This window comes from Dyella kyungheensis (assembly GCF_049913195.1).
GTDB lineage: Bacteria > Pseudomonadota > Gammaproteobacteria > Xanthomonadales > Rhodanobacteraceae > Dyella > Dyella kyungheensis.
This window is the reverse complement of the sequence record NZ_CP183983.1, coordinates 4,128,113-4,142,509: the sequence shown is the minus strand read 5'-3', so window position 1 is coordinate 4,142,509 and position 14,397 is coordinate 4,128,113. Positions and strand designations below refer to the sequence as shown.

General features: G+C 64.0%; 11 protein-coding genes. 4 read left to right on the top strand and 7 right to left on the bottom strand.

Annotated features, from left to right (window positions below):
* Positions 1 to 68: 68 nt before the first annotated feature.
* Entirely contained in the window at positions 69 to 1,253 is a 1,185-nt protein-coding gene (ftsZ, locus tag ACN9MB_RS18700) for a cell division protein FtsZ (protein ID WP_204637162.1), read from the top strand.
* A gap of 463 nt (positions 1,254 to 1,716) precedes the next feature.
* Positions 1,717 to 2,631, top strand: coding sequence for a UDP-3-O-acyl-N-acetylglucosamine deacetylase (gene lpxC / locus ACN9MB_RS18695; RefSeq protein WP_204637161.1), 915 nt, complete (start codon positions 1,717 to 1,719; stop codon positions 2,629 to 2,631).
* A gap of 247 nt (positions 2,632 to 2,878) precedes the next feature.
* Here lpxC and ACN9MB_RS18690 read toward each other — a convergent pair whose 3' ends face one another.
* Positions 2,879 to 3,343 carry a DUF721 domain-containing protein gene (locus ACN9MB_RS18690; RefSeq protein ID WP_204637160.1) on the bottom strand — a complete coding sequence of 155 codons (465 nt, stop codon included), beginning with the start codon at positions 3,341 to 3,343 and terminating at the stop codon, positions 2,879 to 2,881.
* Between the two features lie 29 nt (positions 3,344 to 3,372).
* Here ACN9MB_RS18690 and ACN9MB_RS18685 point away from each other — a divergent pair, with 29 nt between their 5' ends.
* Entirely contained in the window at positions 3,373 to 4,302 is a 930-nt protein-coding gene (locus tag ACN9MB_RS18685) for a M23 family metallopeptidase (RefSeq protein WP_426269871.1), read from the top strand.
* A gap of 235 nt (positions 4,303 to 4,537) precedes the next feature.
* Positions 4,538 to 7,270, top strand: coding sequence for a preprotein translocase subunit SecA (secA, locus tag ACN9MB_RS18680; RefSeq protein ID WP_426269870.1), 2,733 nt, complete (start codon positions 4,538 to 4,540; stop codon positions 7,268 to 7,270).
* 136 nt (positions 7,271 to 7,406) lie between these two features.
* Here the strand turns inward: secA and ACN9MB_RS18675 are convergent, their stop codons facing one another.
* The 6 genes from ACN9MB_RS18675 to ACN9MB_RS18650 form a co-directional block, all read right to left on the bottom strand.
* Positions 7,407 to 8,255 carry a symmetrical bis(5'-nucleosyl)-tetraphosphatase gene (locus ACN9MB_RS18675; RefSeq protein WP_204637157.1) on the bottom strand — a complete coding sequence of 283 codons (849 nt, stop codon included), beginning with the start codon at positions 8,253 to 8,255 and terminating at the stop codon, positions 7,407 to 7,409.
* A complete protein-coding gene (apaG, locus tag ACN9MB_RS18670) occupies positions 8,255 to 8,638 on the bottom strand; it encodes a Co2+/Mg2+ efflux protein ApaG (protein ID WP_204637156.1) in 384 nt (127 codons plus the stop codon). The genes ACN9MB_RS18675 and apaG overlap by 1 nt, the downstream gene beginning before the upstream one ends.
* 87 nt (positions 8,639 to 8,725) lie before the next feature.
* Positions 8,726 to 9,511 (bottom strand): 16S rRNA (adenine(1518)-N(6)/adenine(1519)-N(6))-dimethyltransferase RsmA, encoded by a 786-nt coding sequence (rsmA, locus tag ACN9MB_RS18665; protein ID WP_204637155.1) that lies wholly within the window; start codon positions 9,509 to 9,511, stop codon positions 8,726 to 8,728.
* Positions 9,508 to 10,515 (bottom strand): 4-hydroxythreonine-4-phosphate dehydrogenase PdxA, encoded by a 1,008-nt coding sequence (pdxA, locus tag ACN9MB_RS18660; protein WP_426269869.1) that lies wholly within the window; start codon positions 10,513 to 10,515, stop codon positions 9,508 to 9,510. Before pdxA ends, rsmA begins: the two co-directional genes overlap by 4 nt.
* A 7-nt stretch (positions 10,516 to 10,522) precedes the next feature.
* Positions 10,523 to 11,875: a peptidylprolyl isomerase gene (locus ACN9MB_RS18655; RefSeq protein ID WP_426269868.1), complete on the bottom strand. Its 1,353-nt coding sequence runs from the start codon at positions 11,873 to 11,875 to the stop codon at positions 10,523 to 10,525.
* Between the two features lie 38 nt (positions 11,876 to 11,913).
* Positions 11,914 to 14,394, bottom strand: a complete 2,481-nt coding sequence (locus ACN9MB_RS18650) for an LPS assembly protein LptD (protein WP_204637152.1) — start codon at positions 14,392 to 14,394, stop codon at positions 11,914 to 11,916.
* Positions 14,395 to 14,397: the final 3 nt, after the last annotated feature.

Here is a 14,397-nt window from a genome sequence, read left to right as displayed (position 1 = left end):
ACCTCGGGGCGACAGGAACGTCAGCACCCGCGGTTACAACGACAACGATGCTCTACGGAGGACGGGAAATGTTTGAACTCATCGAAAAACTCGCACCCAATGCAGTAATCAAGGTCATCGGCGTGGGCGGCGGCGGCGGCAATGCCGTGGCACACATGCTCAATGCAAACATCGAAGGCGTCGAGTTCGTCGTCGCCAATACCGATTCGCAGGCCATGAAGAGCTGCGGCTCGCGCACGCACCTGCAGCTCGGCGCCAACGTCACCAAGGGTCTGGGTGCCGGCGCCAACCCGGAAGTGGGCCGTCAGGCCGCACTGGAAGACCGCGAGCGCATCGAGGAAATGCTCGAAGGCGCGGACATGGTCTTCATCACCGCCGGCATGGGCGGCGGTACCGGCACGGGCGCAGCCCCGGTGGTGGCCCAGCTCGCCAAGGAAAAGGGCATCCTGACGGTCGCGGTGGTCACCAAGCCGTTCCCGTTCGAAGGTCGCCGCCGCATGCAGGTCGCCGCCAAGGGCATCGAAGACCTGTCGCAGCATGTCGATTCGCTGATCACCGTGCCGAACGAGAAGCTGCTGTCGGTGCTCGGTCGCGAAGTGACGCTTCTTAATGCGTTCAAGGCCGCCAACGACGTGCTGCTGGGCGCCGTGCAGGGCATTGCCGACCTGATCACCGCCCCGGGCCTGATCAACGTCGACTTTGCCGACGTGCGCACGGTGATGTCCGAAATGGGCATGGCGATGATGGGTTCGGGCACCGCCCGTGGCGACGACCGCGCCCAGGCCGCTGCCGAGGCCGCGATCAACAACCCGCTGCTGGAAGACGTCAATCTCAACGGCGCCTGCGGCATCCTGGTCAACGTCACCGCCGGTCCGAACCTGACCATGCGCGAATTCGACGAGATCGGCCGCATCATCCACGACTTCGCCAGCGAAGACGCCACGGTGGTGATGGGTACCTCGCTCGATCCGGAAATGCAGGACGACGTGCGCGTCACGGTGGTGGCCACCGGCCTCAACCGCGCGTCCGACCTCCGCCAGCCGCAGCGTCCGATGGTCGCCCAGCACGTGGAGATGCGTCAGCGTCCGCGTCCGGTGGTGCTGCGTACCGGCACCGGCAACGAAGTGGTCGACTACGCCCAGCCGGAAGTCACCACCAGCAGCCGCGTCGACACCGGTGGCCCGGCCAAGAGCGCCGATCCGAGCTTCGATTACCTCGACATCCCGGCGTTCCTGCGCCGCCAGGCGGACTGAACAAACTGACTGGGCAAATAATTTGAAGAAAAATTGAACAAATCGCCGGTTTCACTTGTCAGTAACGAATCGCGCTTGGGAACCGTCCTGACGGAACCCATGTTCGAGTCCGCTCTCCGCCCCCAGGGGCGGTCGGTGGTTTAACTGACGCCGTGCCGGTGCTCGTTCTTGAAGATGTAGGGCCATGCCTCATGGATGGGCATGACCGGCCAGGAAATGATTTTCTGGCCCGGTCCGACGCCCCGAGACCGGATCCCGTCCCGGTCCGGGGCGTTGCGCTTCAGTTAAATCATTGAAAGTACTTGGGAAAATGCTGATCACCCCATGAATGGTTTGCATTCATGAATGAAAGGAGCATGAAAGGGTGAACAGTGTGTGTGGCGCGGATCGCCTTTTCACAGGTTAAGACTGTGTTAGCATCCGTACCCTAATTTGGCTGCTGCCCCTTACAGGTACCAAAAAAATGATCAAGCAGCGTACGCTCAAGAACATCATTCGCGCCACCGGCGTCGGTCTGCATACCGGCGACAAGGTGTACATGACGCTTCGCCCCGCTGCCCCGAATACGGGCATCGTGTTCCGCCGTACCGATCTCAATCCGCCGGTCGAAATCTACGCACGTCCCGACAATGTCGGCGATACCCGCCTGTCGACCACCCTGGTCAACGGCGATGTGCGTGTTTCCACCGTGGAACATCTGCTCTCCGCCATGGCCGGTCTGGGCATCGACAACGCCTATGTGGACCTTTCCGCGCCGGAAGTGCCGATCATGGACGGCAGCGCCGGTCCTTTCGTGTTCCTGCTGCAGTCGGCCGGCATCGAAGAGCAGAACGTCGCCAAGCGCTTCATTCGCATCAAGAAGCCGATCAAGGTGCAGGATGGCGACAAGTGGGCGAGCTTTGAGCCGTTCGAAGGCTTCAAGGTCGGTTTCTCGATCGAGTTCAACCACCCGATCATCAGCAAGCGCACCTCGCGCGCCGAAATCGATTTCTCCACCACCTCATTCGTGAAGGAAGTGAGCCGCGCTCGCACCTTCGGTTTCATGCGTGACATCGAAATGCTGCGCGAACACAACCTCGCGCTGGGCGGTTCGATGGACAACGCCGTGGTGCTCGACGACTACCGCGTGCTCAACGAAGACGGCCTCCGCTACGAGGACGAGTTCGTCAAGCACAAGATCCTCGATGCGATCGGCGACCTGTACCTGCTCGGCCACAGCCTGGTCGGTGCCTACTACGCCCACAAGTCGGGCCACGAGCTCAACAACAAGCTCCTGCGCACCCTGATGGCCGACGCCTCGGCCTGGGAAGAGGTCAGCTTCGCGGACGATCCGGCCACCTCGCCGATCTCCTACGCCCACCCGGCACAGGCGATCTGATCGCCCGGCGGTCGTAAGTTCTCGACAAACCTGAACAAAAAATTGAGCCGCGTCCTAAAGACGCGGCTTTTCTTTTTGTGATACATCTAGCGCTTTCCACTGGCAGCTGTTCACGCTCTGATGACATTGTGGTCTATCAGGTCCGTGGGGGCATGGTATAAACCCGTCAGCGCCGACCGAAGGGCCGGTGTCAGGGAAGATCGTCAATGCAGTAACCCGGAGCCCAGCGTCAGTGGATGGGGTCGGATCAGGAATCAGAAATTTCGGCGATGGACGCCAGCTCAAGGAACAGTTCCCGTAATTCGGGGTCTGTGGTTGAGGCCGCGGCGGCTCTCAGGTGAGAGGCGGCGGCTGGCGAAAGCGGTTTTGACCGATCCGGCACGATTTCTGTCGGTGGTTGGGGGGCCACTTTCACGGTAACTGAACTGGCGTACGTGCCTACCGCACGTGCGGTCGAGAGGATTTGCGTCTGGAGAAGGCGCAGCCTGGCGGCCAGAGCCGGCGAGGGAGCCAGAAAAACGAGGCGTCCGTCTTTCAGGTTGGCAAAGCGAACCTGTTCGCGGAGTGGTGACGGTAACGTCTGGCGCAGTGCGCGATCCAAAGCATCCAGCTCACGGGCTTTTCGGGCCAGTGAGGCAATGGGGCCGAATTCGGTAATGGCCGTGAGGCCGGAACCGGAGCGGCGATAGGGCTTACGGTCATCGCGCTGCATGGGTGCCGACATCTTCTGACGTAAAAAACATGCAAATCATACTTGTGTCCCGCACCAAAAAGGTGCCGAAAACCTGGAATCTCGCCGATCGGCGCCTGCGCTTCCGCCTCTTCGGGGCAGTGGCGGCGGCCGTCCTGGCGTGTGCGGGACTGGGCGGTGCGGTGGCCATGGTGGTGTCCAGCCCGCACGACCGGGCGTTGTCGGAAATTCGCCGGCTCCGCCAGCAGGTGCAGCAGCAGAACGAGCAGCTCGTCGGTGTGCGCAAGGATGCCCAGCGCGATATCGATGCGCTGGCGGTCAAGCTGGGCCAGCTGCAGGCGCAGTCCACCCGTTTGAACGCCCTCGGCGAGCGCCTGACCCAGGTCGGCAAACTGGACGACGGCGAATTCAACTTCGACGAACAGCCGGCCGTGGGCGGTGTGGAAGACACCACCGACAGCGGTTACTCCCTGCCGCTGAACCTCGATAGCAGCATCAATCAGCTGGCCAGCCAGTTCGACAGCCAGCAGGCGCAGCTTTCGGCGCTGCAGAGCCTGTTGCTCGATGCGAAGATCGAATCCAATCTCAAGCCCACCGGGATGCCGGTCGAAGGCTACATTTCCTCGTATTTCGGTGGCCGCCCCGACCCGTTCAGCGGGCATAGCGCGTATCACACCGGTCTGGACATCTCCGCGCCCAAGGGTACGCCGGTGCATGCCGTGGCCGAGGGCATGGTCACTTACGCGGGTGATCGCACGGGCTACGGCGAGGTCATCGAGATCGACCATGGCAATGGCTACATGACCCGCTACGCCCATAACAGCAGGCTGGACGTGACCCCCGGTCAGCGTGTGCACGTCGGCGACGTGGTCTCGGAGGCGGGTTCGACCGGGCGCTCCACCGGTTCCCATGTGCATTTCGAGGTTTGGTACAAGGGCCGCGTGGTCAATCCGCTGGCTTTCGTGAAGAACCATCGCTGAGCGCCCGCCCGCGGCGCCCTTGAAAGCGTTTCGGCGCGCCGCCACTCCTTCAGCGGGACGATGATGGGGGAGTCTGCGGCGGTGGACCCTGAGGGACACCGTCTGTCGTGGTGCCAGCGCGCAAGCGCGGCGGCACGGCGTTTGGGATAGCCCGCCGACCCTAGTATCATCAATCCTTTCGTCCTGCCTGGATTTTCCGGGCGGGCGGTTCATGAATCTTAGATCCGGAAGATCGATGCTCAATCGTGCCCTGACGAGCCTTTTCGGTAGCCGCAACGAACGCGTGCTGCGCCAGCTCTCCAAGAATGTCGCGCGCATCAATGCGCTGGAACCCGAGTTCGAGAAGCTGAGCGACGAGGCGCTGCGCGCCAAGACCGAGGAGTTCAAGCAGCGCGTCGCCGGAGGCGAGTCGCTGGACAAGCTGCTGCCGGAGGCGTTCGCCGTCGTGCGCGAGGGCGCCAAGCGCGTGCTCGGCATGCGCCACTACGACGTGCAGCTGATCGGTGGCATGGTGCTGCATTCGGGCCGTATCGCCGAAATGCGCACGGGCGAAGGCAAGACCCTGGTCGGTACGTTGCCGGTGTACCTCAACGCCCTGGAAGGCAAGGGCGTGCACGTCGTCACCGTGAACGATTACCTGGCCCGCCGCGACTCGGCACAGATGGGCAAGCTGTATGGCTTCCTCGGCCTGAGCACCGGTGTGGTCTGGCCGGGCATGGATCACTCCGACAAGCATGTGGCTTATTCGGCCGACATCACCTACGGCACCAACAACGAATTCGGCTTCGACTACCTGCGCGACAACATGGCGCTCAGCAAGGACCAGCGCTACCAGCGCGGCCTGCACTACGCCATCGTCGACGAGGTGGACTCCATCCTGATCGACGAAGCGCGTACGCCGCTGATCATCTCCGGCCCGGCCGAGGATTCGCCGCAGCTGTACCTGGCGGTGAACAAGATCGTGCCGAAGATGATCCGCCAGGAGAAGGAAGACACCGCCGGCGATTACTTCGTCGACGAGAAGCAGAAGCAGGTGCATCTGTCCGAAGAAGGCATGTCGCATGCGGATGAACTGCTGCGCCAGGCCGGCGTGATCGACGCGGACAGCGGCCTGTACGACTCCAAGAACCTGGCTGTCGTGCATCACTTGAATGCCGCGCTGCGCGCTAACGCGATCTATCACCGCGACGTCGACTACATCGTGCGCGACGGCGAAGTGATCATCGTCGACGAGTTCACTGGCCGTACGCTGGCGGGCCGTCGCTGGTCCGACGGTCTGCACCAGGCGGTGGAAGCGAAGGAAGGCGTGCCGATCCAGCGCGAGAACCAGACGCTCGCCACGATCACCTTCCAGAACCTGTTCCGCATGTACAAGAAGCTGGCCGGCATGACCGGTACGGCCGATACGGAAGCCTACGAATTCCAGCAGATCTACGGCCTGGAAGTGGTGGTGATTCCCACCCACAAGCCGATGATCCGCCAGGACAACGCCGACATGGTGTTCCTCGTGCAGCAGGCGAAGTACCGCGCCGTGATCGAGGACATCAAGGATTGCCACAAGCGCGGCCAGCCGGTGCTGGTGGGTACCACCTCGATCGAAGTGTCCGAGTTGCTGTCGGACCTGCTGCGCAAGGAAAAGATCGCGCACGAGGTGCTCAACGCCAAGCAGCATGAGCGCGAAGCGCACATCGTGGCGCAGGCCGGTGCGCCGGGTTCGGTCACCATCGCCACCAACATGGCCGGACGCGGCACCGACATCGTGCTCGGCGGCAGCCTGGAAGCGGCGCTTGCGCTGCTGCCGGAAGACGCCAGCGACGCCGATCGCGCCAAGGCCAAGGCCGAGTGGAAGAAGCGGCACGAGATGGTGCTCGCCGCCGGCGGCCTGCATATCGTGGGCACCGAACGCCACGAGTCGCGCCGTATCGACAACCAGCTGCGCGGTCGTTCGGGCCGCCAGGGCGACCCGGGTTCCTCGCGCTTCTACCTGTCGCTGGAAGACAACCTGCTGCGCATCTTCGCGGGCGACTGGGTCGGCCGCTGGATGCGCATGTTCGGCATGAAGGAAGACGATGCGCTGGAAGACCGCATGGTCAGCCGCCAGATCGAAAAGGCGCAGCGCAAGGTCGAGCAGCACAACTTCGACATCCGCAAGCATCTGCTCGAGTTCGACGACGTCGCCAACGACCAGCGCAAGGTGATCTACAGCCAGCGCGACGAGTTGCTGGTGGTGGACGATGTGTCCGAGACCATTGCCGACATTCGCGATGACGTGGTGAGCGATGTGGTCCATCGTCACGTGCCGGCCGACAGCATCGACGACCAGTGGGACATCGCCGGTCTGGACCGCGAGCTGGAAAGCGAATTCGGCCTGTCGCTCGACCTGCAGCCGTGGATCGAGCAGCAGCACGAGATCGACGACAAGATGATCCTCGAGCACGTGCGCCAGGCGGTCGAGCAGCTGTTCAAGGCGAAGGAACAGCAGATGGGCGCCGACACCATGCGCCAGCTCGAGAAGCACATCATGCTCAGCGTGGTGGATAACGCCTGGAAGGAACACCTGGCGAGCATGGATTACCTGCGCCAGGGCATCTATCTGCGCGGCTATGCGCAGAAGCAGCCCAAGCAGGAGTTCAAGCGCGAATCGTTCGAACTGTTCTCCAGCATGCTCGATCGCATCAAGACCGAAGTGGTGCAGATGCTGGCGCGCGTGCGCGTGCGCAGCGAGGAAGAAGTCGCCGCGATGGAAGCCGAGCAGCAGCGCCTGGCCGAGCGCCTGCAGCGCCAGATGCTGGCGAGCGGCGGCGGTGCCCCGGTGGCGGCACTCGGTGCCGATGCCGAAGCAGTGGCTGCCGGCAGCATGTCCGCACCGGCGGGCGCGCAGCAGGACGGTCCGCGTGTCGGTCGCAACGACCCGTGTCCGTGCGGTTCCGGCAAGAAGTACAAGCACTGCCACGGTCAGCTCAGCTGACAAGAAAAAACCCCGCCGAGGCGGGGTTTTTTTTGGCCTGGATTTTCTTTTCTGTAGGAGCGCACCCTGTGCGCGACAACCTACGGAGCGAAACCGTTGCGACGCCGCGGTCGCGCACAGGGTGCGCTCCTACAGCTCAATCGCCGCCAGGAATCTTCTTCCGATAAGGCTCCGCATCCACCGCGATGTACTGCAGCTCTTCCGTATCCAGGCGCAGCGCCGTGAGCTGGCCGCCCCAGACGCAACCGGTATCGATGGCGTGGATGCCGATACCGGCGAAGCGACCCAGCGCCGACCAGTGGCCGCAGACGATGCGCGTCTCGCGCCGGCGCATGCCGGGTACTTCGAACCAGGGATACATGCCGGGTTTCTGCGTGCCCGGGATGCCCTTGCTCTCGAAATCGATGCGGCCCTGGATATCGCAGTAGCGCATGCGCGTGAGCGTGTTGATGGACGCGCGCATGCGTTCGATCCCCTGCAGACGGCTGTTCCACGCCGCGGGGCGATTGCCGAACAGGTTCTTCAGCAGCCGCGGATGGCGTGGGCCGCCAAGCTCGCGCTCGACTTCCTGTGCCGAGCGCTGCGCCTGGCGCAGCGTCCACATCGGCGCGAGGCCCGCGTGGACCATGGTCCAGTTGAGCTGTTCGTCGTGATGCAGCAGTTTCTGCGAACGCAGCCATTCCATCAGCACGGGCGCATCGTCCGCGAACAGCACTTCGCGCAGCTCGGGATTCACCTTGGACTGCGCTTCGGGTCGTCGCTGCGCGATGGCGAGCAGGCTCAGGTCGTGGTTGCCCAGCGTGACGATGGATTGCTCGCGCAGGCCGTGGATCAGTCGCAGCGTTTGCAGCGACTGCCCGCCACGATTGACCAGGTCGCCGCAAAACCACAGCCGGTCGGCGGCGGGATCGAAGCGGATCTTGTCGAGCAGGCGTTGAAGTTCGGGAAGGCAGCCCTGCACATCACCGATTGCGTACGTAGCCATCAGTGCAGGGTACGCGGAATCGACAGAGTGAACGGCGGGATCGCGGCTTCGAATTCGGTGCCGTCGTCGGCCACCATCTGGTAGCTGCCCTGCATGACGCCCACCGAGGTCTCCAGCACCGCGCCCGAGGTGTACTCGTATTCGTCGCCCGGGCGAATCCATGGCTGCTCGCCGACCACGCCTTCGCCGCTGACTTCTTCGATCTTGCCGTTGGCGTCGGTGATGATCCAATGACGCGTCAACAGGCGCGCGGGCATGTCGCCCGCGTTGTGCAGCGTGATCGTGTAGGCGAAAACATAGCGGTTGTCGCCGGGACGGGATTGGTCGGGGACAAAGCGGGGTTCGACCTGCACGTCGATCGTGTAGGAAGATCTTTCATTCATGGCCCGATTGTACGGGTTGTGGAGGCGCATGGGTAAAGCCCGCGGGCGCCACGTGATCTGCGGATGCGGGCCGGCGCCCGCGTTTGCTCAGCCCTGCGGCACGCGGGCGAGACGAACGTAGTCCTGAGGCGACAGCGTTTCGGCGCGGGCTTTGGGGTCGACATCGGCGGCCATGATCGCGCTGCTGTCCATCACGTTCTTGAGCGCATTGCTCAGCGTCTTGCGGCGCTGCGCGAAAGCGGCCTTCACAATGGCGTGAATGCGTTCGGGATCGGCATCGGGCAGTTGGTCGGGACCCAGCGGCACCAGTCGCACGACGGCCGAGTCCACCTTCGGCGGCGGCCGGAAGGCGCCGGGCGGCACCACGAACAGCGGCTCGACGCGGCAGACCAGCTGCAGCATCACCGACAGTCGCCCGTAGACCTTGCTGCCGGGCTCCGCCGCCATGCGGTCCACCACTTCCTTCTGCAGCATGAAGTGCATGTCCTGGATGGCCTTGGCGTGTTCCACGCAATGGAACAGGATCGGGCTGGAGATGTAATACGGCAGGTTGCCCGCCACGCGCAGGCGCTCCACGCCGTGGCGATGCGCCAGTGCGGTGAAATCCACTTTCAGTACGTCCGAATGGATGATGCTCAGCTCGCCCACGCTGGCGGCGCGCGCCTGCAGGCCGGGAATCAGATCCGTGTCCAGCTCGATCGCGGTGAGCTTGCCCGCGGCGGCGAGCAGCGGCAGCGTCAGTGCCCCTTCGCCCGGGCCGATCTCCACCACGAAATCATCCGCGCGCGGCGAGATCGCGCTGACGATGCGCTCGATATAGCGCTTCTCGTGCAGGAAGTGCTGGCCGAAACTTTTCTTGGGGCGGGCGTTCATGAATGTCCTTGCGCGGTGGCGCGTCGAGCGACCAGCTCGAGCGCCATCGTGGTTGCTGCGATCAGGCTGGCCGGATCCGCGCGACCGGTGCCGGCGAGATCGAGCGCCGTGCCGTGGTCGACGGAGGTGCGGATGAACGGCAGGCCCAGGGTGAGGTTCACCGTGCGGTCGAACGCTTCGCTTTTCAGTACCGGCAACGCCTGGTCGTGGTACATCGCCAGCACCGCGTCGTAGCGTTCGCGCAGCGCCGGCACAAAGGCGGTATCCGCGGGCAACGGGCCGAGCAGATGCATGCCCTCGGCGCGCAGCGCATCGAGCGTGGGAATGATGGTATCCAGTTCTTCGCGCCCGAGATGACCACCTTCGCCTGCATGCGGATTGAGGCCAAGCACCGCGATGCGCGGTTCGGACAGGGCGAATTTTTCCCGCAGCTCGCGATGCACGATGCGCAGCACGCGCACCAGCGTGTCGCGCGTGATCGCTGCCGGCACGGCCGCTAGCGGCAGATGCGTGGTGGCCAGCGACACCCGCAGCTCGGGGCTGGCCAGCATCATCACCACGTCGGCCTGCGCGCGCTCGGCAAAAAATTCCGTGTGGCCGCTGAAGGGGATGCCGGCCTCGTTGATCGAGGATTTCTGCAGGGGCGCGGTGACGATGGCGGCGTAACGGCCCTGCATGCATCCATCGGCGGCCTCGGCGAGCGTGGCGAGCACGTGCCTGGCATTGGCCGGATCGGGCGCGCCGGGGGTCTCGGTGGTGCCGAGTGGCATGTGCTTCACGCGCAATTGCCCGGGCGTGCGCTGGGCAATATCGCTGCCGTCGTCGTCGATCAGTTCGATGGACTGGCCGCAGCGCTGAGCGGCGCGCTGCAGCAGCGCGCGATCGGTGACCGCAACGAAATTGGCCGCCAGCGGAGTGGCGGCCAATCGGATGATGAGCTCGGGCCCGATCCCCGCTGGCTCACCTGCGGTGATGGCCAGTCGGGGCAGGGTCTGGGTGTTCAATGCGGCCTCAGGACGACTTCTGGCTCGGCTGCTGCTCGTTGGGATCGCGCAGCTCGGGCACCAGGATGTTCACGTAGGCACCGGAACGCATGTCGCGCAGGTAGTCGTCGTAAGCCTGCTCCGCCTTGCGGTTGCCGATGGCCTGGCGGGCCTGGTTGCGCTCCAGTTCGTCCGTGCGGTCGCTCTGGCGGCTGCCCAGGCGCTCCAGGATGTGCCAGCCGGCTTCGCTCTGGAACGGGGGCGCGATCTGGTCGTCCTTCAGCTCACCCAGGTGCTGGGCGATGGTGGAGCCCCAGTCGTTCTGCATGAACCAGCCCATGTCGCCGCCATTGTTGGCGGTGGTGTCGTCCTTGGAGTTCTCCTTCGCCAGCTTGGCGAAGTCCTCATGCTTGTTGACGATGCGGTTGTAGATGTCCTCGGCCTTCTGGCGGGCCTGCTCCGGCGTCAGCAGTTCGCTGGGGCGGATGAGGATCTGGCGGGCATGGAATTCCTGCACTACCTGACGGCTGGGGGCGCGCTGCTCCTCCAGCTTCAGGATGTGGAAGCCGGTCGGCCCGCGCAGCGCCGGGCTGACTTCGCCGGGCTTCATGGTGCCCACGGCGTCGGCGAAAGCCGGCGGAATCTCATCCATGCGGCGCCAGCCGAGGTCTCCGCCCTCGAGGGCGTCCTGCGCATCGGAGTAGCGGATGGCCGCGGCATGGAAATCCATGCCGCCCTTGATCGCGTCGATCGCCTGGGTGGCCTTGTCCTGGGCCGCCTTGATGTCGGCGGCGCTGGCGCCGGCCGGCAGGCTCACCTGGATGTGCGCCAGATGCACTTCGCCCGCCTTGTAGGAGGGGCTGGCCAGCATGTTGTTGATTTCGCTGTCGGTGATGCTCACCTGGTCGCGAACCACGCTGTCGTGCAGGCGCTGCGCCACGATCTGGTCGGACAGCTGGTGACGGAACGCAGCAAAGCTGTTGCCGTCGGCTTCCACGGCGGCGCGGAGCTGCTCGGCCGTCATGTGGTTCTGCTGGGCCACGGCGTTCACGGCCTGGTCGACGTCGGCATCGGAGACGCGGATGCCCTGGTCGTCGGCGCGCTGCACCTGCAGCTTCATCAGGATGAGACGGTCCAGCACCTGGCGACGGAGTACGTCGATCGGCGGCAACTGGCCGGGATTGCTGGCGTATTGCTGCTGGACCGAACGGACGGCCTCATTCAGCTCGCTCTGCAGGATCACACCCTCGTCCACCACCGCCACGATACGGTCGAGCGGCTGGTTGCCCTGGCCTGCGGCCTGGGGCAGCAGCTGGGCATAAGCGGGTAGGGCGGTCGCGGTGGCGACCGCGAGCAGGATTAACGCGAGGGGCTGCTTCATCAGTCCGGGGCCTTCGATCGCCGTGGGCGATAGGGAAGTTATTGATAACCAAGAATACCATTGCGGATGGCGTTTTCCGACTGGCCGGTGAAGCCACCCATGCCCTTGAACTCCACTTCGAACATGATCGCCGTGTTGGCCGAGCCCAGTGCGGTGGTGGTGTCGTAGGTATTGACGTAGTGGCGTGCCACCAGGCGCAGGGCCACGCAGCAGCTGTCGTGCTCCACGCCGGCCAGGGCCTCCACGGTCTTCTTGTCCAGCACCGAGTAGGTCCAGTGGCCGATCAGGCGCCAGCGGTCGGAGACGGGATAGACAATGGAAGCGTCGTATTGTTCCAGCAGCGGGGTTTTCTGGGCGAGCGTGCTGCCGGGGTTGCGGCGGTAGCGGTACGAGAAGTTGAGGATGCCGTCGCTCTTGATGCGCTTCTGCAGCGTGATGGCGCCCAGGTCGGTGAGACTCAGGGCCGGATTCCACTGGTACTGCGACATCAGCTTCCAGTCGTCGTTGAGCTGGGTGCTGAGATCGACGATGTAGTCGGAGCCGGACCAGTTGGTCGGTCCGGGGACCGTACTGTTGCTACCTGGGATCTGCACTCGCTGCTGCGTCAGATAGCGGATCTGGCCGAAACTCGCGGACAACCGCTCCACGCCGTTGTCGTCCAGCAATCGCGTGGTCAGCATGGCGCTGAGATTGTTCGCATTCTCCTGGCGGTCGGCACCGGAGAAGGTGTTGGGCGTGAACAGCTCCCAGGTGTCGAACGACATCAGGTTGGTGTCGAACAGCGGCAGATTGTTCTGGTTGCGGTACGGCACGTAGAGGTAATACAGCCGTGGTTCGAGCGTTTGCGTGTAGCTGGTGCCGAACAGCGAGGTGCTGCGGTCAAACACCAGGCCGCTGTCCACGCTGACGATGGGCAGCGAACGGCTGGGCGAGTTGTTGGTGAACGGCGAGGTCTCGCCGGAAGCAAGCGGGCCGTAGTAACCGTATTGCTGGGAGTTGCCGGTGAGGTCGTAACCCGTATAGCGATAGGCCACGCGGGGCTTTACGAACCACGCTGCGCCACGGAAGTCGGCCTGGATATAGGGATACAGATCGAGGCGATTGCCCTCGATGGAGTCTTCCTTGCGGAACGCGACGGCTTCGGTGTTGGCGCCTACGTCCAGCCAGTTATTGAGCGGGTAGTCGACATTGAACGTCGCGCGCGGCCAGCGCTTGTACTGCACCACCGAGTCGGGCAGCGAGTAGTCGGCGTTCTGGTAGTAGTCGGCGCCAAGGCTGGCATTCCAATAGGCCTTGCCCCACCTGCCCGCACCGTTGATGTACGTATAGGACGCCAGCTGGCTGGTCGTGGTCGTATAGAAGTCGTTGCCGAAGTCGCGCAGGTAGTTGCGGTCCGACGCCAGGTTGATTCCCGCGTTGAGCGACCACGGTCCATAGAGATGCGTGGTGTCGTAAAGCTTCAGCAGCCAGCGGTCGGTGCCCTTGGTGTTCTCGGTGCTGTCGGGGTCGTTCGCGCCGTGGTCGTTGGGCAGGAATTCGACGTTCACCTGTCCCGTGCTTCCCGGTACCAGGTAGCGGAACTCGCTCGCCAGCATCACGCCGCGATCCGTATAGATGCGCGGATCGAGCGTGGCGTCGTAGTTCGGCGCCAGGTTCAGGTAGTACGGCGCGCTCACCATGAAACCCGAGCGGCTGGAGTTGCCGATCGTGGGCGTCAGGAAGCCCGTCTTGCGATCATCGTTGATCGGGAAGGTGAACGTGGGCAGCCAGAAGAACGGCACGTTGTACAGGTACATGGTGGCGTCGTGCGCCACGCCCTCGCCGGTTTCCTTGTCCATGCGGATGTCCTTGGCATGGATCTCCCACACGTGGTTGCCCACGTCGCAGGTGGAATAGGTGGCGTTGAAATATCGGCTGCGCTGGTCATCCAGCGTCTGGCCCTGGGTGGCCACACCGTTGCCGCGATTGGTCAGCATTTGATACGCGACGTTGTCCGCGATACTGGTGCTGGCGTCCTGGTTGCCACGCATGTGATCGGACGAGACCAGCTGGCCGACTTCCTGGTAACGCACGTTGCCGCGCGCGTCGTAGTCGGTGGTGTCGTTGTTGTAGTCGGTGACGTCGGCCTGTATGCGCTGGTCGGCGCGATCCATCTTCACGTCGCCCTCCAGGTGGTAGACGCTCTGGTTGGAGCTGTCCACGCGCTGGGCGGTGACGTAGGTGTTGGAAGTGTCGCGGACCGAGCTGTCCTTGCTCATGGTCGGGTCGTAGAACGACAGCATCGCGTTCGCACGACACATGTTGTAGTTCACCGGCCGGGTCGGGCAGCGGTACGCACCCAGCGGGCAGTTGGACACGGCCGGCGGCGCGCTGGGCTTGGGCGGATTGGGCTGGCTCGGCGCGGGCTGCGGCTCGGCAACAGACTGGGCCTCGACCGGGCTGCCGAACAGGGCAAGGGCAGCGGCGACCGCCAGCAGGCGGCGAGGGGGCAGGTGGCGCGAAGGCAGCTTGGGCGTCACGAT